Genomic DNA, 20,910 nt, shown 5'->3' with positions numbered 1-20,910 from the left:
TATACCCGTAATACTTCAAGCTGCATGTGCGTTGGCTGCGCTACTCGGCCCACTCACGTGGACCTCGCCCCGTTGGGGTCGCTGCAAGCAGCGTTCAAATCTGCCCTCTGGCTGATTTGTCATTCACCCGAATCACTTACCTGAGTAAGCTCATCGGGATGAAACGAGAGACATCCTGTCTCTCACCGAAGGCCAGCCGTTGGCTGGTCAAATTCGTTCTCGACGAATTTGTCCCTCTCTTGCCGCGTTATTCGGCCTTATGGCCTCACCCCTTCGGGTCAGCGCAAGCGCTGTTCAAAAACGCCTTGCCGTTTTTGTCCTGCCACTCGAATTATTTGGGATATATTAACCTTGATTACGCCTTAACCGTCCGGCGCATATTTCCATCAATTAATGTCATTTAATCATAAAAATTATTTTTATATAACCATTTTTGCATGACTGCAGCGATAAAGAACGCAGTGCGTGCGATTATCACCGAGGTAAACCGCATGATTCTCTATCACGGATCAACAATCTTCATGCTACCGCAAGACTATCCTCATACGCCTGTTTTATCAGGATATTTTTATGATAAAAAAAGCCAGCCTTGCGGCTGGCTCGATTGGGCTATTTTAAACGCACAAACACAACGGTGCGTAAGGGTTACTTCTTCCCTTCAACCCATTTTCCGTCAATATAAAACGCCGACCAGCCCGTTGCCTTGCCGTCTTTTTCTGACGAGACATATTGCTGTTTGGTTTTACGGCTGAAACGCACCTGCGTTTTATTGCCGTCTTTATCTGCAACAGGGGCATCGGCCAAATAGCGCAGTTTTTCCGGCAAACGATCTTTGAATCGATCCAGTTCTTCTACCAGCGGTGCCCGTGTTTCACGAGATTTCGGGAACGTATTGGCCGCAAGGAATACCCCTGCCGCACCGTCACGCAATACGAAATACGCATCGGACTTCTCACAGGACAGCTCAGGCAACGGCACCGGATCTTCTTTCGGTGGTGCAACATCGCCATTACGTAGGATCTTACGCGTGTTACTACACGTCTCGCCGGTGCAGGCCATGTATTTGCCGAAGCGTCCCATTTTGAGATGCATTTCGGAACCACATTTCTCGCACTCAACGATCGGCCCATCATAGCCCTTGATGCGAAACTCGCCAGCTTCGATCTCATACCCATCACAGGCCGGATTATTCCCGCAAACGTGCAGTTTACGCTGATTATCAATCAGGTAGCTGTCCATCGCCGTACCACATTTTTCACAGCGACGACGAGCACGTAGCGCGTTAGTTTCGGCTTCATCACCTTCTAACACGTTCAGAACTTCAGTTTCTGGTATCAGATTGATCGTGGTTTTACAGCGCTCTTTCGGCGGCAGTGCATAGCCGGAACAGCCCAGAAACACCCCGGTACTGGCGGTGCGAATACCCATTTGACGAGAGCAGGTAGGACAGTCAATGCTGGTCAACACCATCGCATTAGGCCGCATACCGCCTTCTTCAGGATCCTGTTCTGCCTTTTCCAACTGCTGGCTAAATTCGTTGAAGAACTCATCTAGCACCGCTTTCCATTCTGCCTGATTGTTGGCGACCTGATCGAGGCGGCTTTCCATTCGTGCGGTAAAATCGTAATTCATCAATTCGCGGAAGTTTTCTTCCAGTCGATCGGTAACGATTTCACCCATTTTCTCGGCGTAGAAACGGCGGTTTTCCGCCCGTACATAGCCGCGATCCTGAATGGTTGAAATAATAGAGGCGTAGGTAGATGGACGCCCAATACCGCGTTTTTCCAGCTCTTTAACCAGAGAAGCATCGCTGTAGCGTGCCGGTGGTTTGGTGAAGTGTTGTCCTGGCAGCAGTTTCTGCAACGACAGCCCTTCGCCCACCGCAACGGTCGGCAACGTACGATCTTCATCATTTTTACGCAGCGCTGGCATGACTTTCGTCCAGCCATCGAAACGCAGCGTGCGACCTTTCGCGCGCAGTTGATAATCTGCGGCTTCCACGATTAACGTGGTGGAATCGTATTGCGCTGGCGTCATTTGACAGGCGACGAACTGACGCCAAATCAACTGATACAGTTTCTGCGCATCGGCTTCCATATCTTTCAGGCTGTCGGCCAGTACGCCGACATCGGAAGGACGAATGGCTTCATGCGCTTCCTGTGAATTTTCTTTGTTGCTGTAGCCGGTCGCCGCTTCCGGCAGGTAGCGCTTGCCGAACTCTTCGCCGATATAGCCACGCACCATCGTCAGTGCATCCTGACTGAGGTTCGTTGAGTCGGTACGCATGTAGGTAATGTAGCCCGCTTCGTACAGACGCTGTGCCATCATCATGGTCTTTTTCACGCCAAAACCAAGACGCGTACTGGCAGCCTGTTGCAGCGTGGATGTGATGAACGGCGCGCCCGGTTTGCTACTGGTCGGCTTATCTTCACGGTCAGCAACCACATAGCGTGCGTTTTCCAGCAGACTGACCGCCGCATGCGTTTGCTCTTTATTGACTGGCTTAAACGGTTTGCCGTTGTGGTGCGTCACCTGCATTTGCAGTTGAATATCGCTGCCCGCCAGCAAGTCGGCGTGCAATTCCCAATATTCTTCCGGCACGAACGCTTTGATTTCACGCTCGCGATCGACAATCAGGCGCACCGCAACCGACTGCACGCGCCCAGCAGACAGGCCACGAGCAATTTTTTTCCACAGCAACGGGGAAACCATGTACCCCACAACGCGATCCATAAACCGGCGCGCCTGCTGTGCATTAACGCGGTCAATATTCAACGTGTCTGGTTTTTCAAACGCCTGTGTAATGGCATTTTTCGTGATTTCGTTAAACACCACGCGGCTGAAACGCTGATCGTCACCACCAATGATTTCCCGCAGGTGCCAGGCAATGGCTTCCCCTTCGCGGTCAAGGTCGGTTGCGAGATAGATGTGGTCAGCATTTTCCGCCAGCGTTTTTAATTCGGAGACAACCTTCTCCTTACCCGGCAGTATTTCGTAGTTGGCTTTCCAATCATGATAAGGATCGATGCCCATACGATTAACCAGCGCGGATTTCTCATCCTTTTTGACTTTCTTTTTCGTTTTATCTTTAGTCGTTGAGTCCGCGCTCTTTTTACTAACTGAGCCGCTCGTCGGCAAATCGCGCACATGACCGACGCTGGATTTCACCACGTAGTCATTGCCTAAATACTTATTGATCGTTTTGGCTTTTGCCGGGGACTCGACGATAACGAGAGCTTTACCCATATGTACTATTACCTGCTGAATTCTTCTGAAAATCAGATATTTTTCGGGGCATTCAGAGCGGATTCTACTGACTGCGCAAAATCCCACACTCTACCTGATAAATACTGCCACGCAACCTAATTAGCATGGAAATCCAGTTTTATCCGCTTCCTGCTAAATTGAATATCGGCAGGTAAGCCCCTAAAATGTAGCCCATTTGCATCATAATCTGCACTTTACGCTGAAACCGGATCGCAGTACCCTTTATCTTGATGCAGTTTTTGAAATAACAGTGTTTATTTTTGAAATAGCCGCATTGGTTTTCGAAATAACATTGTTGATATAGTGTAACTACCCCCCTTTTTCAAGGGTGAGTACAGGAGTAGTAATCATGTCACCTGAACACCAGGTTAATGAAGAAAAACGTCCTATTGACCGCCAGAGCTTATTAGTTGAAGCCAATGACATCATTAAACATCACGATGATTATTTGCACGGAATGGTCGCTGATAGCGTAGAACAAAAAAGCGGCGTGCTCGTTTTTCGCGGTGAGTTTTTTCTCGATGAGAGCGGAATACCAACCTTAAAAAGTACTGCTGTATTTAACATGTTCAAACATCTTGCGCATGTTTTATCCGAAAAATATTATTTGGTCGATTAGACGCAAATGCCCGCAGTTTGCGGGCATTTCCCCGTCATACTTCAAGCTGCATGTACGTTGGCTTTCCTGCAACTCGAATTATTTAGGGGAGATTGATAGGCATAACAATTATCGGTTACAGCAGAGGCTTCGAACCACGCTGCCACCAGCGTAGCATCAGACGTTCAGCGGTATCTCCCGCACTGCCCGTCAGACGATCCAGCAGACGTTTACGGCGCGTATAGCGTACGCTTAATACTTCATGATTCGCCATTTCGGCAATGAGCAGATCGTCACTGGTGCCGATAGCATCTATCAATCCTAAATCTTTCGCCTGAGTGCCAAACCAGTGCTCTCCGGTTGCAACCGAATCAATATCCAGGGACGGACGCATCTGCTGTACAAAGTCCTTAAACAGCGTATGCGTGACATTCAGATCTTCGCGGAATTTCTCGCGGCCTTGTTCAGTATTCTCACCAAACAGCGTCAATGTGCGTTTAAATTCACCCGCGGTATGCAGTTCAACATCAATGTCTTTGTTTTTCAGCAAACGGTGGAAATTGGGGATTTGTGCCACAACGCCAATAGAACCCACAATGGCAAAAGGCGCTGCTACGATACGGTCGGCCACGCAGGCCATCATATATCCACCGCTGGCAGCCACTTTATCGACCGCAACCGTCAAACGTACGCCGCCTTGGCGCAGACGTTGTAATTGCGACGCAGCCAACCCATAACCGTGTACTACACCGCCGGGGCTTTCGAGACGCAACAACACTTCGTCTTTCGGTTTCGCCACGGCGAGTACGGCGGAGATTTCTTCACGTAGCGAACTGACTTCTCCCGCATCCATACTGCCATTGAAATCGAGAACGTACAGGCACGGTTTTACACTTTTCTCTTCGCCACGCTTGGCGCGCTGTTTATCTTGCTTAGCCGTTTCTTTTTCTTTCTTTTTTTCTTGTTTAGATAACAGCTTACGTTCGGTGTCGCTCATACAGGCGGTCTGCATTTCACGCTGCATTTCCTGATATTGCTCGCCCAGATTCGTGACCTGCAACTCACCCTTATGCTGGCGCTTACGCTGCGTCATCCCGAATGCCAGAACGACTAAGGCACCAATAGCCACCACGATGGTGAGTGCCTTAGCCAGGAATAAACCGTACAGAGAAAGTAATTCCACAAACACCGTCCTCATTGACTGAGTATTAATTAATGTTGGCCTACTCACCAACCATGGCCTTGACGTCGCACGCCATTCCCTTCCTATAACCTAACTGATGGCACGCAATATGGCGATGTTATTCCTGTGGTTTTTATGCCTATTGCTGCTTTTTACAACAGCACAGGGATAAATAGAGGCAGTCTCATTGAAAACGTGCGGTATTTGAGGCATAACACCCCCATTCGCCCTGTTTGGATGCGCCTTCACCTGACGTTCCGAACCGCACGCCCCGACAGCTCGCATCGGGTCGATATGCTATGGCAGGTCTATTATCTGAAGCGTGAACGTTCTGCGTCGCGGCAAGAGGAATTCATTGTGCACTACCAACCTAAAATCGATTTACTGCAAAACCGCATCATTCTGGTCACCGGCGCGGGTGACGGCATTGGTCGGGAAGCCGCACTGACTTATGCTCGGTATGGCGCACACGTTATCTTATTAGGACGAACGGAAAGCAAACTGCAAACGGTTAAGCAGCAGATCGAACAAGAACACGGTACGACAGCACACGTTGTCGTCTGCGATATGCTGGCCTTATCCTCTGCACAGTGCTTTCAGTTGGCAGACGAGCTGTCACAGGTTGTACCCCATCTGGATGGCGTGCTTCACAACGCCGGATTGCTCGGGGAAATTGTCCCTGTTGTACAGCAAACACCGGAGATCTGGCATCAGGTTATGCAGGTCAACGTCAACGCGACTTTCATGTTGACGCAAGCGCTACTGCCGCTGTTATTGAAATCGCCATGCTCTTCTCTGGTTTTCACCAGTTCCAGCGTCGGCCGCGAAGGTCGTGCTAACTGGGGAGCCTACTCCGTATCCAAGTTCGCTACAGAAGGCCTGATGCAGGTGCTGGCAGATGAGTATCGTTCGCACAATCTGCGGGTGAACTGTATTAATCCCGGCGGAACGCGTACGGGTATGCGCGCGTCGGCATTCCCCAGCGAAGATCCAATGAAGCTGAAAACGCCAGCAGATATCATGCCGCTGTATCTCTACCTGATGGGCGATGATAGCCGCCGTAAAACAGGGATGAGTTTTGATGCTCAGCCGGGTAGAAAAGCCGGTCCAGCCGAATAATAGACAAGAGCACTCAATATGAGCGATGAACGCCACCAGCAACGCCAACAGCGTCTGAAAGAAAAGGTCGATGCCCGTATTGCCGCCGCGAATGAAACGCGCGGTATCCTGATTGTGTTCACTGGGAATGGGAAAGGGAAAACGACAGCCGCGTTTGGCACCGTCACGCGGGCGATAGGCCACGGGTTACAGGCTGGTGTGATCCAGTTTATTAAAGGTGAATGGCCAAACGGTGAAAAGAACCTGCTGCAGCAGCACGGCGTAGAATTTCAGGTGATGGCAACCGGTTTTACCTGGGATACGCAGAATCGCCAGACGGATACCGAAGCGGCACAACATGTCTGGCAAGCAGGGAAACGGATGCTGGCCGATCCACTGCTTGACCTCGTCGTATTAGATGAGCTGACGTATATGATTAGCTATGATTATCTAGATTTAAGTGACGTTGTCACTGCATTGAAGCAGCGCCCCGCAGGACAGACTGTGATCATCACCGGTCGTGGCTGCCACCGTGATTTGCTCGAAATGGCCGATACCGTGACGGAAATGCGTCCAGTAAAGCATGCGTTTGATTACGGGATTCAGGCACAACAAGGCATTGACTGGTAGTCTTTAGTCCCATAGCTATCAGTAATGGGCTAAATGAAAACGGGCAGCGAAGGCTGCCCGTGAAGCGTATATAGAGAAAAGCTTAGCCGTTACGTTTCGGCTTTGGAGATGTACGACGTGCTGGCGCGCTGTTGATCTGGCTGTGACGTTTTACCGCACGGCGGATCTGGTTCGCTTTCACCCGACGGCGTTCACGCTCAACCGGCAGTTTCGACACTGTCTCTGCTGGAAGCTGCACTAATTCACGCAGATAGTTCAGCTGTTCCAGCGGCATTTCTGCCCAGCCACCGCGTGGAATACCTTTTGGCAACGTAATGTCGCCGTAGCGTACGCGAATCAGGCGACTAACCTGCACGCCAACCGCTTCCCACAGACGACGAACTTCACGGTTACGCCCTTCTGTCAGCGTTACGTTATACCACTGGTTCAGACCTTCACCGCCCTGATAGCGGATAGTGCGGAATGATGCCGGGCCGTCTTCCAGCTGTACGCCTTTGCTCAGCTGTTTGATCTTTTCGTCGTCAACTTCACCGAAAACACGCACGGCGTATTCACGCTCAACCTCACGGCTGGGGTGCATCAGGCGGTTGGCTAACTCACCGTCGGTCGTGAACAGCAGCAGGCCGGAGGTATTCACGTCCAGACGCCCTACTGCAACCCAGCGAGAACCCTGAATTTTTGGCAGACGGTCAAATACTGTCGGGCGGCCATCAGGATCGTTACGGGTGCACAACTCACCTTCCGGTTTGTAGTACATCAGTACGCGGCACACGGACTCTTCGGTTTCCTTAACGGTAACCACATGACCATCAATACGGATTTTGGTGGCTTTCGTCACTTCAACGCGATCGCCCAGAGTGGCAATCTTACCGTCAACGCTGACGCGTCCAGCCTGAATGATACCTTCAATTTCGCGGCGTGAGCCATGTCCGGCACGCGCCAGAACTTTTTGTAACTTTTCGCTCATTGAGCAACCTCTAGTGTCGCCTTCCCAGGCGTCGGGGGGAGTCATAACTGCTTATAAAAATCAGCAGGTTACGTAAAAATCGTTTGTCGTATTAAAAACTGGCGCGATTATACCGATCTTCACGCCATTTGTATTCCCATTGTTACCGCTCGTCGCCGCGTTTATAAGAACGGCGTGACATCACCGGTACCTTCGCGGGCGACGCGCGGCACGGACTCGGTCAAGTCGATAACCGTCGTCGGCTGTTGACCCAGCGAACCGCCATGAATAATCAAATCCACCTGTTTTCCCAATCTGTCCTGAATTTCTTCTGGATCGGATTCGGCGAAATCATTTCCCGGCAGCATCAGCGTCGTCGACATCAACGGTTCATTCAGCGCGGCCAGCAGCTCCAGTGCGATAGGATTGGACGGCACGCGCAGGCCGATGGTTTTACGCTTTTCATTCATTAAGCGGCGAGGAACCTCTTTCGTCGCTTTCAGAATAAATGTGTAATTACCGGGTGTATTATTTTTAATCAACCGAAAAGCCGAGTTATCAACATGGGCATACGTCGACAGTTCGGACAGATCGCGACACATCAGCGTGAAGTTATGATCGCTCCCCAGATCGCGAATCCGGCAGATGCGTTCCAGTGCGTTCTTTTCGCCCAACATACAGCCCAACGCATAACCGGAATCCGTTGGATAAACAATCACCCCACCTTTATGCAAAAACTCGACCGACTGATTAATCAATCGCGGCTGCGGATTCTGTGGGTGAATATAGAAAAACTGGCTCATGACCCTACCTCGTACGTCTGACATTTCGCGGCGCTGTTCATTCCAACCCGCTTCATCGTGCAATAAGGATTATTATAGAACGTGTTGACGGTAAAAGATTGTTATTCCATGAATTTGTTATTTCAAAAAGAGTGTCGTGGCATCAACGCGGCTATGCGCTGCCAGCCTCCACCAATAGCGGATGGTGCCAAACGGGTTCGACATCGGCAGGCAGCCACAGCTTGCGGCCCAGCTCAATCCAGGCGCACGGCAGGTGGAAATCCGATCCTTGCGACGCCATCAGGTTGTAGTCACGCGCATAGCGTCCCAACTGTGTTCGCTCATCCGGTGCCTGCTGGCATTGCGCCACTTCCATCGCGATCCCGCCGCTTTCTGCGAAGGTAGCTAACAGGCGCTTTAGCCATTTGGCCGTCAAATCGTAGCGCCCCGGATGCGCCAACACCGACACACCGCCGGATTGATGAATCGCCTCAATCGCTTGCGGGATGGTGCACCACTGCGGTGGCACGTAACCGATTTTGCCTTTCGCCAGATATTTTTTGAACACCTGATTCATATTCGCCGCGATACCCAGTTCGATCAGATAACGTGCAAAATGCGCGCGTGTAATCTGCCCTCCGGTCGCCAGACGCTGTGCGCCAGCCAGCGCATCAGGAATGCGGTTTTTTTCCAGTCGAGCCGCGATCTGCTCCGCCCGACTTTGCCGACACGCCGCCTGCTGTTGCAGCAACCTCGTCAATGCAGGGTGTGCAGTATCCATCCCCAATCCGACAATATGGATCTCATGGTTTTCCCACAGCGTGGAGATCTCCACGCCGGAAACCAATCTCAGCGGCAGCCCCTGTTGTGCAATCGCATGTTGCGCTTCGTCAAGTCCAGCCGTCGTGTCGTGATCGGTAATGGCCAGCACGCTCACCCGCATGTCTACCGCCCGACTGACCAGCGCCGTCGGCGTTAAAAGACCATCAGATGCCGTGGTATGGCTATGCAAATCATAAAGTGGGAACGACGATATCGGTTGAGAATCTTCTGGCACAAGCCTATCCATTAACAAGAATAATGCGAAGGCCGCATGATGCCATCAATAGGAGGAAAAGGGTAATTCTCATCTTCTCTGCGTGCCCTTTTCTCTCCTTTCCCCTACGAGATTTTTAAGGTGCTTCCAGGATACGCAAATTGTTTTCCAGTAAGGAAGCCACAAGCAGCGCACACAGGAAACCTATCCCTTTAACAAGGCATGCAATACCTGTAAGGAAAACAAAATCATTATAACCAGAATGATTTCCGGATAATAAAAAAAATGAGTATAAGAAAAAAAAGACACTCATTACCACCTCTATTTTTGATGCTAAAAATGCACGCTTAATGCTCTTCGAATTTTCAAATTTATTTGTCCTATCCCATTTCATTGAAAAACCAAACAGTGATGAAATGACTCCGTAAATAAAAGTCCACTCTAACGCCCGAGCCATAATCCCATGATAGAAAACGGGAAGAATCCCTGAGCAATTAAATAATCTAAAATAGGCCATTTTTTCAATAAAGGTGCTTATCAACATGCATAAAAAGAAAACGATAAATTCATAAGGAATAGATAAATAAACATTCCCGCTCAAGAGAAAGAAGCTCACCACCACCATAATATGAAGTGATATTAGCGAAAAAACGGGTTTGATTCTGGATGTACTATGTCTAATTTCCATGACTCTTTGATTGAGGGTCATTTTATTTTCACTCGAAAAACCGAAGTACAGCCGCCAATGTTTAAGTAATTGTTGAACAGGCCCCGCAGTCCATCTAACTTGCTGTTTTTTCATATCAGAAAAAGTTGTAGGAATCAGTCCTCTTCCTACCGTATCAGCGAATACGTAACCTATATATCCCTGCGCATGCATTCTTACTGCAAGCTCAGAATCCTCTGTCAATGCAGTTTCATCCCACCCTCCTACCTTCTCCAATATATTCCGCCTCAAAATACACATCGTCCCGACGGTAAATGCAGCGTTAATTTCGGTATATGATGGCAGTTCTATTTTATGGAATAATGTCCAGAAATAATAGGCGCCTTCCATAACAGGGCTTGATTGATGATTATAGTAATCATGGCTAGTCTGAACAAAACCGACGTTTTCATCTTTAAAAATTTTGACGTAGCGTCGAATAAAATCGGGTTCGGTGATATAATCCGCATCAATAACAGCGATCAACTCAGTATCAGAAGACGTGATTTTCAATGCATAATTCAATGCTCCAGCTTTTGCTCCTGCTAGTACAGGAACATGATAAAATCTGAATTTCTCACCCAACATGCTACAGTGTTTTTCCACGGGTTTCCAGAGTGTTTCATCCCGAGTGTTATTATCTATGACGATAACTTCATAATTGTCATAATCTAATGCGGAAATACTATTCAGCGTATTGATTACTATTTCTGGCGGTTCAGAATAGCAAGGCAGATGGATAGTGACTTTGGGTGAGTAGACTTCACTAACACTCTGGATATGCATCACTTTTTTATTTCTCTTGAAATTAAGATAAAACAAGGAGTTTTGAGAAAATGGCAAATAGTAAAATGAATAAATCGATGTTATTATCGAAAATAAAAAAATAGCAATAAAAATAGCCTGAAAACCATGTTCGACAAACGTTTCATAAAAAGAAAGCATGTAGCTGAGCAGACATAAAAGCAAAGTAGTGCTAATTGCTGTAAGTCCCGACCCAAACGGGGTTATCATTCCTGAGTATGTGAACCATGTGAAAGAGATAATACTGCCGACGAAAAACAGTGCCAAAAAATAAATAAGCGGCCACGATGAAAGGGAGGATGCTGTCATAAAGAGCAGAAAAAAAACCAGCATCAATATGTTGACATTGGCCTTATCAACATTGTTTCCTTTCGAAAAAATATAGAGTGACACAGATCTTATTATCACCAAGAAAGCAGCAATATATAAAACACCATCCCTATCAAGAGAGATAAATTCAAACATTAAAAGCCCCATTAAGAAATATTTGTAATAATCAGGGGGTGATAGTTTTCACACCATTAAGATGGTGATATCAAAACACGCCCTGAATGATGATAATCATCATGATTAACGCAATATTAATATCTTATTCGCCGATTTATTATTAAGGGAAATGATGACATTATTTTGATTATCTATGCCAAAAAAAATATTCTACATTTGACAATGTTTAACGATGACACTTATTTGCCATTAAATGACATTTTTGATAAATTAAACCTGTTCCCATAAAGTTACTTATTGGATGAGATAAAAAATAAAACAAGGAGTGTACCCACCATGTATTTAATAAGAAAAAAATATATAACATCATTAGAGAATATATTAAAAAAGGAAGGGGTAATCGTAGACGCGCTATCAAACGATGCAACAATACGCTATAGGAGTGAAGAAATCGGTGATGAATTCACCAGTGTTTATAACATTCAAAAATTGCTTAACATTGCCTATGCCAGTCAGGGAAAAGAAAGTTTTGGGTTACTATCTTATGAATACTTTCACCCTGGTGATTATGATATCGTTAATTATATTATGATGAGTAGTGACAATTTATTACATGCACTTGAATGCCTTTGCCGTTTTTCTAGACTGTTATACAGCGGCTGTCAGCTAACGTTAGATAAGAAAAACACAAACACATACTGCATAGGATTTACTTATCTTTACCCACAAGATAAAAACAAAGAAATCACTCGTCAATTTCATGAATTAACGGTTGCCAGTTTACTGGCTTATTGTCAGTGGCTCACTGCTGCTAATTTTACTCATTTTTCTTCCATGGAATTTAGTTATCCACAACCCTATGGCATAAGAAAATATGAAACGCTATTTGCTTGCCCAATGACCTTTGGCACACATCGAAATTGTGTTTATCTGAATGCAGAGATCCTGTTAATGCCATTGGTTACTTCCAATGCGTCACTTTTCAAATTGCATGAAAAACACGCAACCTGCTTGATCGACATTCTTTTTAATAAAACAATAAAGAGCCGAGTAAGAGACAGCATTAACAAAAAACTAGAAACCGGTTCGTGCAATATTCATTCTGTCGCATCTGACCTTTTTATGACTCCCCGGACATTACAGAGGCGTCTGGAAGAAGAAGGGGCTTATTTCAAGGATATACTTGAGGACGTTAAAATGAATCTTGCAGAATATTATCTCATATATAGCCAATATTCGCTTTCTCAAGTTGCTGAATTGGTTGGATATAAAGATCTCAGTAGTTTCCACCGTGCATGCCTACGCTGGTTCAGGTCATCTCCTGGGTTCTTTCGTGAAAGAGGTTGTAAGAAGGCATGCTTGCCTATGAAATGACATAACTGCTGCCTTTTTATGATGTAAAGCATCGATAAAATAATCCTATTGAAGGTGTTGACATTTTATCCCCGAACCAGTTAACTAGTACACAAGCGCAGTGCGCAGACAGTAATCAGTATACAAACAGTGAGATGATGATAATGGCAACGCAGAAAATGATGAAGCATGGTTGGTGGCGCTCTTCCCTCTCGCGGGTGGACTAATCACGCATCGCTGTTATCACACATGCAGATATTCCCAGGCCCGCTTAACTAAGCGGGCTTTTTATTTGATGGTCACAACATTAAACGGGTAGCAAGAATGCAAACAACACAACCTAAACTGGAACTGCTGCGTATTGAGGCCGTTTACCGTAACGACCCCAGCGCCATCTTCCATCAGCTCTGCGGTGCCAGACCGGCAACGTTGCTGTTAGAGTCGGCTGAAATCGACAGCAAGGAAAACCTGAAAAGCCTGTTGATCGTAGATAGCGCACTACGCATCACCGCACTGGGTCAGCACGTTTCCATTCAGGCACTCACGGCAAACGGCGCCAGCCTTCTGCCGCTTCTGGATGCCGCGCTGCCAGTGGAGATTATCAATCAGCCGCGTCCGAACGGTCGTGAACTCACGTTCCCACTGGCAGACGCCATGCAGGACGAAGATGCTCGCCTGCGTTCGCTGTCCGTGTTTGACGCCTTACGTCAGATTCTGACGCTGGTCGCCTGCCCGATAGATGAGCGTGAAGCTATGTTTCTCGGCGGCCTGTTCGCCTACGATCTGGTCGCCGGGTTTGAAGAATTACCTGCGCTGAACCAGCAGCAGCGTTGCCCGGATTTTTGCTTCTATCTGGCAGAAACGCTGCTGGTGCTTGACCACCAAAAACGTGTGACCGCTCTGCAAGCCAGCCTGTTTACACCGAACCATAGCGAAAAGCAGCGTCTGCAACAGCGTCTGGAACAGCTGCAACTTCAGCTCACTCAGCCCGCGCCCGCGCTGCCGCGTCAGTCCATCGAAGACATGACGCTGAGCTGCAACCAGAGCGATGAGGCTTTCGGGGAAGTCGTCAGCCAGATGCAGGAAGCTATCCGCATCGGTGAAATTTTCCAGGTCGTGCCGTCACGTCGTTTCTCTCTGCCGTGTCCTTCACCGCTGGCCGCCTACCAAACGCTGAAGGATAGCAATCCCAGCCCTTACATGTTTTACATGCAGGATCAAGACTTCACGTTGTTCGGTGCCTCGCCGGAAAGCTCGCTGAAATACGATGCAGACAGCCGTCAAATCGAAATCTATCCGATTGCCGGTACTCGCCCGCGCGGTCGCCGTGCCGATGGCTCGCTGGATCGCGATCTCGATAGCCGTATTGAACTGGAAATGCGTACCGACCATAAAGAGCTGGCTGAGCATTTGATGCTGGTAGATTTAGCCCGTAACGATCTGGCGCGCATCTGTCAGCCGGGTAGCCGTTACGTTGCTGACTTGACCAAAGTGGACCGCTATTCCTTTGTCATGCATCTGGTCTCCCGCGTTGTGGGGACATTGCGTGAAGATTTAGATGTGCTGCACGCCTACCGCGCCTGCATGAATATGGGCACGCTAAGCGGCGCGCCGAAAGTTCGGGCCATGCAGCTGATTGCCGAAAGTGAGAAAACCCGACGCGGCAGCTACGGCGGCGCGGTGGGCTACTTCACCGCTCACGGCGACCTGGACACCTGCATCGTCATTCGCTCCGCCTATGTCGAAGACGGTATTGCCACTGTTCAGGCCGGTGCGGGCGTGGTGCTGGATTCTAACCCTCAAGCCGAAGCCGACGAAACACGCAATAAAGCCCGGGCCGTACTGCGAGCCATTGCCAGCGCGCACCATGCAAAGGAGATTTTCTGATGGCCGATATCCTGCTGCTCGATAACATCGATTCATTCACCTACAACCTGGTGGATCAGCTGCGTGCCAGCGGTCATCAGGTCGTGATTTACCGTAACCATCTGCCTGCCGACGTCATCATCGCGCGGTTACAGCAAATGGAAAAACCGATCCTGATGCTCTCCCCCGGCCCCGGCACGCCAGCCGAAGCGGGTTGTATGCCTGAGCTGCTGCAACGTTTGCGCGGTCAGTTGCCGATTATCGGCATTTGCCTCGGCCATCAGGCCATTGTGGAAGCCTACGGCGGCCATGTCGGTCAGGCGGGTGAAATCCTGCACGGCAAGGCGTCTGCCATCGACCACGATGCCAGCGGCATGTTTAGCGGTTTACCGCATCCATTGCCCGTCGCTCGCTACCACTCGCTGGTCGGCAGCAACATTCCGTCGACGCTGACCGTCAACGCACACTTCAACACGATGGTCATGGCCGTGCGGAACGATGCCGATCGCGTCTGCGGTTTTCAATTCCATCCTGAGTCGATCCTGACCACGCACGGCGCTCGACTGCTGGAACAAACGCTGGACTGGGCGCTGGCTTAACGAGGGATACGATTATGCAACTGTCTTCTACACAACCGTCGTCTAAGACCCAGGAACCGTCTACTGCTCAGGATGTCATTACCATGCAACACATACTGGAAAAATTATACGGCGCGAACAGCATCAGCCGTCAGGAAAGTCAGGCGCTGTTTGGTGCCATTATTCGCGGTGAACTGGAAGCCAGCCAACTGGCAGCGGCGTTGATTAGTATGAAAGTGCGCGGCGAACATCCCGATGAGATCGCCGGTGCTGCCACGGCTCTGCTGGCCGATGCGCAGCCGTTCCCGCGCCCTGACTATTTATTTGCCGATATCGTCGGCACAGGCGGTGACGGCACCAACAGCATCAATATTTCGACGGCCAGTGCCTTCGTTGCTGCCAGCTGTGGTCTGAAAATCGCCAAGCACGGCAACCGTAGCGTATCCAGCCGTTCCGGTTCCTCTGACTTACTCTCCGCTTTCGGCATTAAGCTGGATATGAGCGCACAGGATTCCCGTCAGGCGCTGGACGACCTGGGCGTGTGTTTCCTGTTTGCTCCGCAATACCATCTGGGCTTCCGTCATGCCATGCCGGTACGTCAGCAGCTCAAAACACGCACCGTCTTCAACGTGCTGGGGCCGTTGGTTAACCCCGCTCGTCCACCGCTGGCGCTGATTGGCGTGTATAGCCCCGAATTGGTTCGCCCTATCGCCGAAACGCTGAAAGTGCTGGGCTACCAGCGTGCCGCGGTTGTACACGGTGGCGGAATGGATGAAGTCGCGATTCATGCACCGACGCAGGTTGCCGAGTTGAACCATGGCGAGATCGAAACCTACGAACTGACGCACCGCGATTTCGGGCTGGATACGCATCCGCTATCGGCATTACAAGGCGGTACGCCAGAAGAAAATCGTGACATTCTCGCGTCACTGCTACAAGGTAAAGGTGAACGCGCGCACGCCGCGGCGGTTGCCGCCAACGTTGCGCTGCTCCTGAGATTATTCGGACAAGAAGATCTGCGCCAAAATGCGCAACAGGCGCTTGAAGTCATTCATAGTGGACAGGCTTATCAGCGCGTTATCGCCCTGTCCGCCAGAGGATAATGGAACCATGCAGGAAACCGTATTACATAAAATTGTGCGTGATAAAGCGCTCTGGGTTGCGGAACGAGAAAAAGCACAGCCGCTGGCCTCTTTTCAGCATGAGATCGTTCCCAGCCAGCGCGACTTTTATCAGGCGCTGAAACAAGATAAGCCCGCCTTTATTCTTGAATGCAAAAAGGCGTCACCGTCGAAGGGATTGATTCGCGATGATTTCGACCCGGTAGCGATAGCTCAGGTCTATAAAGATTACGCGTCTGCTATTTCCGTTTTGACTGACGAAAAGTATTTTCAGGGCGATTTTGCCTTCCTGCCGCAGGTTAGCGCGGCAGTCCATCAGCCGGTGTTGTGCAAAGACTTTATTATTTCGCCCTACCAGATCTATCTGGCACGCTACTATCAGGCCGATGCCATTCTGCTGATGCTATCCGTGCTGGACGACGAGCAATATCAGCAACTGGCCGAAGTGGCGCACAGCCTGAAGCTGGGCGTGTTGACAGAAGTTAGTAATGAAGAAGAGCTGCTGCGGGCCATTCAGCTCGAAGCACGCGTCGTTGGGATCAACAACCGCGACCTGCGCGATCTCTCCATTGACCTCAACCGTACCCGGACGCTCGCACCGCGTCTGCCTGCTGGCGTCACCGTGATCAGCGAATCCGGTATCAACTGCCAGGCACAGATTCGTGAACTCAGCGCTTTTGCTCAGGGCTTCCTGATCGGCAGTTCACTGATGTCTGAACCGGATCTGAACGGCGCGGTACGCCGCGTTATTCTGGGTGAAAACAAGGTCTGCGGCCTGACGCGCGCAGCTGATGCACAGGCCGCCTATCATGCGGGTGCGCTCTACGGCGGTTTAATCTTCGTCGCCAGTTCTCCACGCTATATCGACGCCAAACAAGCGGCCGATGTCATTGAGGGTGCGCCACTGCGTTATGTCGGCGTTTTCCGCAATGCGCCCGTCGCTCATATCGTTGCTATCACGACGCAGTTGGGGTTAGCGGCTGTTCAACTACATGGCGATGAGGATCAACAGACGATCGACCAGCTACGCCAGCAATTACCTGCAACGTGCCAGATTTGGAAAGCACTGAGCATCACGGATGTGCTGCCAGAGCGTAATCTCACTCACGTCGATCGCTACGTGTTTGACAACGGTCAGGGCGGCAGCGGTAAAACCTTCAACTGGTCGCTGCTGGACAATCAGTCACTGGATAACGTGCTGTTAGCCGGTGGACTGAATAGCGATAACTGCGCACTGGCGGCACGGCAAGGTTGCGCAGGACTGGATTTCAATTCCGGGGTGGAAAGCGAACCGGGGAAAAAAGATTCACATAAAATTGCTGCCGTTTTTGCGACGTTACGTCAGCAGCAACACTAAAACAGACGGGAAAATTATGACATTACTCAACCCTTATTTCGGTGAATTCGGCGGACAGTTTGTTCCGCAGATCCTCATCCCGGCGTTGCGCCAGCTGGAAGAGGCTTTCGTCAGCGCACAAAAAGATCCTGAATTTCAGGCTGAATTTACCGATCTGCTGAAAAACTATGCGGGTCGCCCGACAGCATTAACCCTATGCAAAAACCTGACGGCTGGGACGAAAACCAAGCTGTACCTGAAGCGTGAAGATCTGCTGCACGGCGGCGCGCACAAAACGAATCAGGTGCTTGGACAGGCATTGCTGGCTAAGCGCATGGGTAAAAGTGAAATCATCGCTGAAACCGGTGCGGGACAACACGGCGTCGCGACGGCGCTGGCTTGCGCCCTGCTTGGCCTGAAATGCCGCGTTTATATGGGTGCAAAAGACGTTGAGCGTCAGTCGCCGAACGTCTTCCGCATGCGCTTGATGGGTGCAGAAGTGATTCCAGTTCATAGCGGTTCTTCCACGCTGAAAGATGCCTGTAACGAAGCGCTGCGTGACTGGTCTGGCAGCTATGAAACGGCACACTATCTGCTGGGAACGGCGGCAGGTCCGCACCCTTACCCAACTATCGTACGCGAATTCCAACGTATGATTGGTGAAGAGACGAAAGCGCAGATCCTGGAAAAAGAAGGTCGCTTGCCGGATGCGGTGCTGGCCTGTGTCGGCGGCGGCTCTAACGCAATTGGCATGTTCGCTGATTTCATCGACGATACTCACGTTCGCCTGATCGGCATTGAGCCGGGCGGCTTAGGCATTGAATCTGGGCAGCACGGTGCACCGTTAAAGCATGGCCGCGTCGGTATTTATTTCGGTATGAAGTCCCCGATGATGCAAACATCTGACGGACAAATTGAAGAGTCCTATTCTATTTCCGCTGGGCTGGATTTCCCATCCGTAGGGCCGCAGCACGCCTACCTGAACAGCATCGGCCGTGCAGACTATGTCTCGATTACCGATGATGAAGCGCTGGATGCCTTCAAAGCGCTCTGCCGCGGTGAAGGTATTATCCCTGCACTGGAATCCTCCCATGCGCTGGCACACGCCTTGAAGATGATCAAAGCGGAGCCGGAGAAAGAGCAACTGCTGGTGGTCAACCTGTCCGGACGTGGTGATAAAGACATCTTTACCGTGCACGATATTTTGAAAGATCGGGGAGAAATCTAATGGAGCGCTATCAACAGTTGTTTACACGCCTGTCAGAGAAAAAAGAAGGCGCGTTCGTCCCCTTTGTCACGCTAGGCGATCCGTCCCCCGAGCAGTCACTGAAGATTATCGATACGTTGATTGCCGCCGGTGCCGATGCGCTAGAGTTGGGGGTCCCCTTCTCTGACCCGCTAGCGGACGGCCCAACCATTCAGGATGCTAACCTGCGCGCCTTTGCCGCAGGCGTCACGTCAGGGCAATGTTTCGAAATGCTGGCGGCCATACGCCAGAAATACCCGGAAATTCCAATCGGCCTGCTGATGTATGCCAATCTGGTTTTCAGCAACGGCATTGATGAATTTTATCAGCGCTGTGCAGAGGTTGGCGTCGATTCGGTTTTAGTGGCAGATGTCCCGGTGGTCGAGTCAGCCGCTTTCCGTGCCGCAGCGCTGCGGCACGGTATTGCCCCTATATTTATCTGTCCACCCAATGCTGATGATGAACTGCTGCGAGAGATCGCCTCTTATGGCCGTGGCTATACCTATCTGGTTTCACGCGCGGGCGTGACGGGGGCAGAAAAACGTGCTCAGTTGCCGCTGAATCATCTGGTTGCCAAACTGAACGAGTATCACGCTGCTCCGCCACTACAAGGATTTGGCATTTCTGATCCTGCCCAAGTGCGTGAAACAGTAGCGTCAGGTGCAGCGGGGGCCATTTCTGGCTCTGCCATCGTCCGGATTATCGAAAAAAATCTGAACCAGCCTGATGTCATGCTGTCAGAGTTACACGCCTTTGTGAGTGAAATGAAAGCGGCTACACGTTCATAAGACTTTTCAGGCGCGCGATTTGTGCTTAACGCAAGCGATGTCGCGCGCCCAATAATGTTTCAAATTATTTCTTATTTAATTAACGATTAATATATTCAATTATTATTTAATGTCTAATTAGTTATAATTGTAAGAATTATTTTCAAATTGAAATAATTATTTACCATCACTTTAAAGAAATAAATTAATTAACCATTATTTTCCAAACCGCATAAATCCCATCAGTAAAATACGAAGAAAATCACATAATTGAGATCATTTAAAATTTTCTCTTTTTAACGATCTCGTTCACATTACTGTAAGAAATAATAAATAGAATGGAACCGCTGAACAAAAGTGGCAGCGCGTTTTTAAATAATAATTCTCTTTGACTTGGGATAATAAAATGAAAGCTAAAATATTGACGATGATGGTAACTTCCTTAATCAGCTTAAGCTCCATGGCTGTTACGATTGACTATCGTCATGAAATGCAGGATACGGCAAAAAACGACCATAAAGATCGCCTGCTGATGTCCCACCGTTTCGACAATGGTTTTGGTCTGTCACTGGAAGGCAAGTGGGGTCAATCAAAAAGTGATACAACCCCAAATAAGCCATATAACGAAACCGTCAGCAACGGTACTGAAGTGACCGCCAGCTACCTGTACAAATTCGATAAAACCTTTGGGCTGGAAGGCGGCCTGAACATGGTTTCTACTTCAGACGACAACAACTATCGCCCTTATATCAAAGGCACGGCTAACATCACCGATTCACTGTATTATGGTCTGCGCTACCGTGCATCTTACCTGCGCAAAAGTAACAACATCGGTAACACCAATACCGCGGCGAACCCTAGTGACATCAAAGGCTATACTATCACCAGTACTCTGGGTTATAAACTGCCAGCGAACTTTGTGGTTGAATACGAATTTGAATACGATAAAAAAACCAAAGCAGGATCTCCTGGTTACATTGCTGACAACGACAACTATGGCCTAACTCACAACTTTAAATTAGCGTATAAATACGATAAAAACTGGACGCCTTACGCTGAAGTCGGCAACGTGGTTGGCAGCAAAAATACTGACGAACGTCAAACTCGCTACCGCGTTGGTGTACAATACAATTTCTAATGGCTAAC

17 protein-coding genes and 1 other annotated feature are annotated in these 20,910 nt (G+C 49.4%); of the genes, 11 read left to right on the top strand and 6 right to left on the bottom strand.

Features of this window, described 5'->3' with window-relative positions; translation table 11 throughout:
• Positions 1-645 precede the first annotated feature (645 nt).
• Complete coding sequence (gene topA, locus GZ59_RS10965; protein ID WP_039291757.1) at positions 646-3,246, bottom strand: type I DNA topoisomerase; 2,601 nt, start codon at positions 3,244-3,246, stop codon at positions 646-648.
• Between the two features lie 370 nt (positions 3,247-3,616).
• On the opposite strand from topA, the gene GZ59_RS10960 reads away from it, so the two are divergent.
• The gene (locus GZ59_RS10960; RefSeq protein WP_039291754.1) at positions 3,617-3,886 is read left to right on the top strand and encodes a YciN family protein; all 270 of its coding nucleotides are present in this window, start codon (positions 3,617-3,619) and stop codon (positions 3,884-3,886) included.
• A gap of 115 nt (positions 3,887-4,001) precedes the next feature.
• Here GZ59_RS10960 and sohB read toward each other — a convergent pair whose 3' ends face one another.
• Positions 4,002-5,048, bottom strand: a complete 1,047-nt coding sequence (sohB, locus tag GZ59_RS10955; RefSeq protein WP_039294973.1) for a protease SohB — start codon at positions 5,046-5,048, stop codon at positions 4,002-4,004.
• Between the two features lie 357 nt (positions 5,049-5,405).
• On the opposite strand from sohB, the gene GZ59_RS10950 reads away from it, so the two are divergent.
• Both GZ59_RS10950 and cobO read left to right on the top strand, forming a co-directional pair.
• Positions 5,406-6,167 (top strand): YciK family oxidoreductase, encoded by a 762-nt coding sequence (locus GZ59_RS10950; protein ID WP_039294970.1) that lies wholly within the window; start codon positions 5,406-5,408, stop codon positions 6,165-6,167.
• 18 nt (positions 6,168-6,185) lie between these two features.
• Entirely contained in the window at positions 6,186-6,776 is a 591-nt protein-coding gene (gene cobO, locus GZ59_RS10945; protein WP_039291749.1) for a cob(I)yrinic acid a,c-diamide adenosyltransferase, read from the top strand.
• An 82-nt stretch (positions 6,777-6,858) separates the two neighbouring features.
• Here cobO and rluB read toward each other — a convergent pair whose 3' ends face one another.
• The 4 genes from rluB to GZ59_RS10925 form a co-directional block, all read right to left on the bottom strand.
• A complete protein-coding gene (rluB, locus tag GZ59_RS10940) occupies positions 6,859-7,743 on the bottom strand; it encodes a 23S rRNA pseudouridine(2605) synthase RluB (protein ID WP_039291746.1) in 885 nt (294 codons plus the stop codon).
• A gap of 161 nt (positions 7,744-7,904) precedes the next feature.
• On the bottom strand, positions 7,905-8,525 hold the full coding sequence (locus tag GZ59_RS10935) for an L-threonylcarbamoyladenylate synthase (protein ID WP_014915351.1): 621 nt from the start codon (positions 8,523-8,525) through the stop codon (positions 7,905-7,907).
• 151 nt (positions 8,526-8,676) lie between these two features.
• Positions 8,677-9,573 (bottom strand): RNase RNM, encoded by an 897-nt coding sequence (gene rnm / locus GZ59_RS10930; protein WP_173361608.1) that lies wholly within the window; start codon positions 9,571-9,573, stop codon positions 8,677-8,679.
• A gap of 103 nt (positions 9,574-9,676) precedes the next feature.
• A complete protein-coding gene (locus GZ59_RS10925) occupies positions 9,677-11,515 on the bottom strand; it encodes a glycosyltransferase family 2 protein (RefSeq protein WP_011093852.1) in 1,839 nt (612 codons plus the stop codon).
• 318 nt (positions 11,516-11,833) lie between these two features.
• Between GZ59_RS10925 and GZ59_RS10920 the strand changes: the two genes are divergently transcribed.
• The 8 genes from GZ59_RS10920 to GZ59_RS10885 all read left to right on the top strand — a co-directional run bounded on the left by GZ59_RS10920 (position 11,834) and on the right by GZ59_RS10885 (position 20,902).
• Complete coding sequence (locus GZ59_RS10920; RefSeq protein ID WP_011093853.1) at positions 11,834-12,871, top strand: AraC family transcriptional regulator; 1,038 nt, start codon at positions 11,834-11,836, stop codon at positions 12,869-12,871.
• 167 nt (positions 12,872-13,038) lie between these two features.
• Positions 13,039-13,143: a sequence feature (Trp leader region), on the top strand.
• Positions 13,144-13,174: 31 nt separating this feature from the next.
• Complete coding sequence (locus GZ59_RS10915; protein WP_011093854.1) at positions 13,175-14,737, top strand: anthranilate synthase component 1; 1,563 nt, start codon at positions 13,175-13,177, stop codon at positions 14,735-14,737.
• Positions 14,737-15,315 carry a glutamine amidotransferase-related protein gene (locus GZ59_RS10910; RefSeq protein WP_010275261.1) on the top strand — a complete coding sequence of 193 codons (579 nt, stop codon included), beginning with the start codon at positions 14,737-14,739 and terminating at the stop codon, positions 15,313-15,315. The genes GZ59_RS10915 and GZ59_RS10910 overlap by 1 nt, the downstream gene beginning before the upstream one ends.
• A gap of 83 nt (positions 15,316-15,398) precedes the next feature.
• Positions 15,399-16,397, top strand: coding sequence for an anthranilate phosphoribosyltransferase (trpD, locus tag GZ59_RS10905; RefSeq protein ID WP_011093855.1), 999 nt, complete (start codon positions 15,399-15,401; stop codon positions 16,395-16,397).
• Positions 16,398-16,404: 7 nt separating this feature from the next.
• Complete coding sequence (gene trpCF, locus GZ59_RS10900; protein WP_011093856.1) at positions 16,405-17,772, top strand: bifunctional indole-3-glycerol-phosphate synthase TrpC/phosphoribosylanthranilate isomerase TrpF; 1,368 nt, start codon at positions 16,405-16,407, stop codon at positions 17,770-17,772.
• A 13-nt stretch (positions 17,773-17,785) separates the two neighbouring features.
• Positions 17,786-18,979 (top strand): tryptophan synthase subunit beta, encoded by a 1,194-nt coding sequence (trpB, locus tag GZ59_RS10895; protein WP_173361630.1) that lies wholly within the window; start codon positions 17,786-17,788, stop codon positions 18,977-18,979.
• Positions 18,979-19,785, top strand: a complete 807-nt coding sequence (trpA, locus tag GZ59_RS10890; protein WP_011093858.1) for a tryptophan synthase subunit alpha — start codon at positions 18,979-18,981, stop codon at positions 19,783-19,785. Before trpB ends, trpA begins: the two co-directional genes overlap by 1 nt.
• Before the next feature lie 385 nt (positions 19,786-20,170).
• Positions 20,171-20,902, top strand: a complete 732-nt coding sequence (locus GZ59_RS10885) for an oligogalacturonate-specific porin KdgM family protein (protein WP_011093859.1) — start codon at positions 20,171-20,173, stop codon at positions 20,900-20,902.
• Positions 20,903-20,910: the final 8 nt, after the last annotated feature.

The organism is Pectobacterium atrosepticum (assembly GCF_000740965.1).
Classification (GTDB): Bacteria; Pseudomonadota; Gammaproteobacteria; order Enterobacterales; family Enterobacteriaceae; genus Pectobacterium; species Pectobacterium atrosepticum.
This window is presented reverse-complemented; position numbering and strand designations above follow the sequence as displayed.

Coding starts and splice junctions, on each gene's coding strand:
- topA (WP_039291757.1), bottom strand. CDS start 3,246: ATGGGTAAAGCTCTCGTTATCGTCGAGTCCCCGGCAAAAGCCAAAACG.
- GZ59_RS10960 (WP_039291754.1), top strand. CDS start 3,617: ATGTCACCTGAACACCAGGTTAATGAAGAAAAACGTCCTATTGACCGC.
- cobO (WP_039291749.1), top strand. CDS start 6,186: ATGAGCGATGAACGCCACCAGCAACGCCAACAGCGTCTGAAAGAAAAG.
- rluB (WP_039291746.1), bottom strand. CDS start 7,743: ATGAGCGAAAAGTTACAAAAAGTTCTGGCGCGTGCCGGACATGGCTCA.
- GZ59_RS10935 (WP_014915351.1), bottom strand. CDS start 8,525: ATGAGCCAGTTTTTCTATATTCACCCACAGAATCCGCAGCCGCGATTG.
- rnm (WP_173361608.1), bottom strand. CDS start 9,573: ATGGATAGGCTTGTGCCAGAAGATTCTCAACCGATATCGTCGTTCCCA.
- GZ59_RS10925 (WP_011093852.1), bottom strand. CDS start 11,515: ATGTTTGAATTTATCTCTCTTGATAGGGATGGTGTTTTATATATTGCT.
- GZ59_RS10920 (WP_011093853.1), top strand. CDS start 11,834: ATGTATTTAATAAGAAAAAAATATATAACATCATTAGAGAATATATTA.
- GZ59_RS10915 (WP_011093854.1), top strand. CDS start 13,175: ATGCAAACAACACAACCTAAACTGGAACTGCTGCGTATTGAGGCCGTT.
- GZ59_RS10910 (WP_010275261.1), top strand. CDS start 14,737: ATGGCCGATATCCTGCTGCTCGATAACATCGATTCATTCACCTACAAC.
- trpD (WP_011093855.1), top strand. CDS start 15,399: ATGCAACACATACTGGAAAAATTATACGGCGCGAACAGCATCAGCCGT.
- trpCF (WP_011093856.1), top strand. CDS start 16,405: ATGCAGGAAACCGTATTACATAAAATTGTGCGTGATAAAGCGCTCTGG.
- trpA (WP_011093858.1), top strand. CDS start 18,979: ATGGAGCGCTATCAACAGTTGTTTACACGCCTGTCAGAGAAAAAAGAA.
- GZ59_RS10885 (WP_011093859.1), top strand. CDS start 20,171: ATGAAAGCTAAAATATTGACGATGATGGTAACTTCCTTAATCAGCTTA.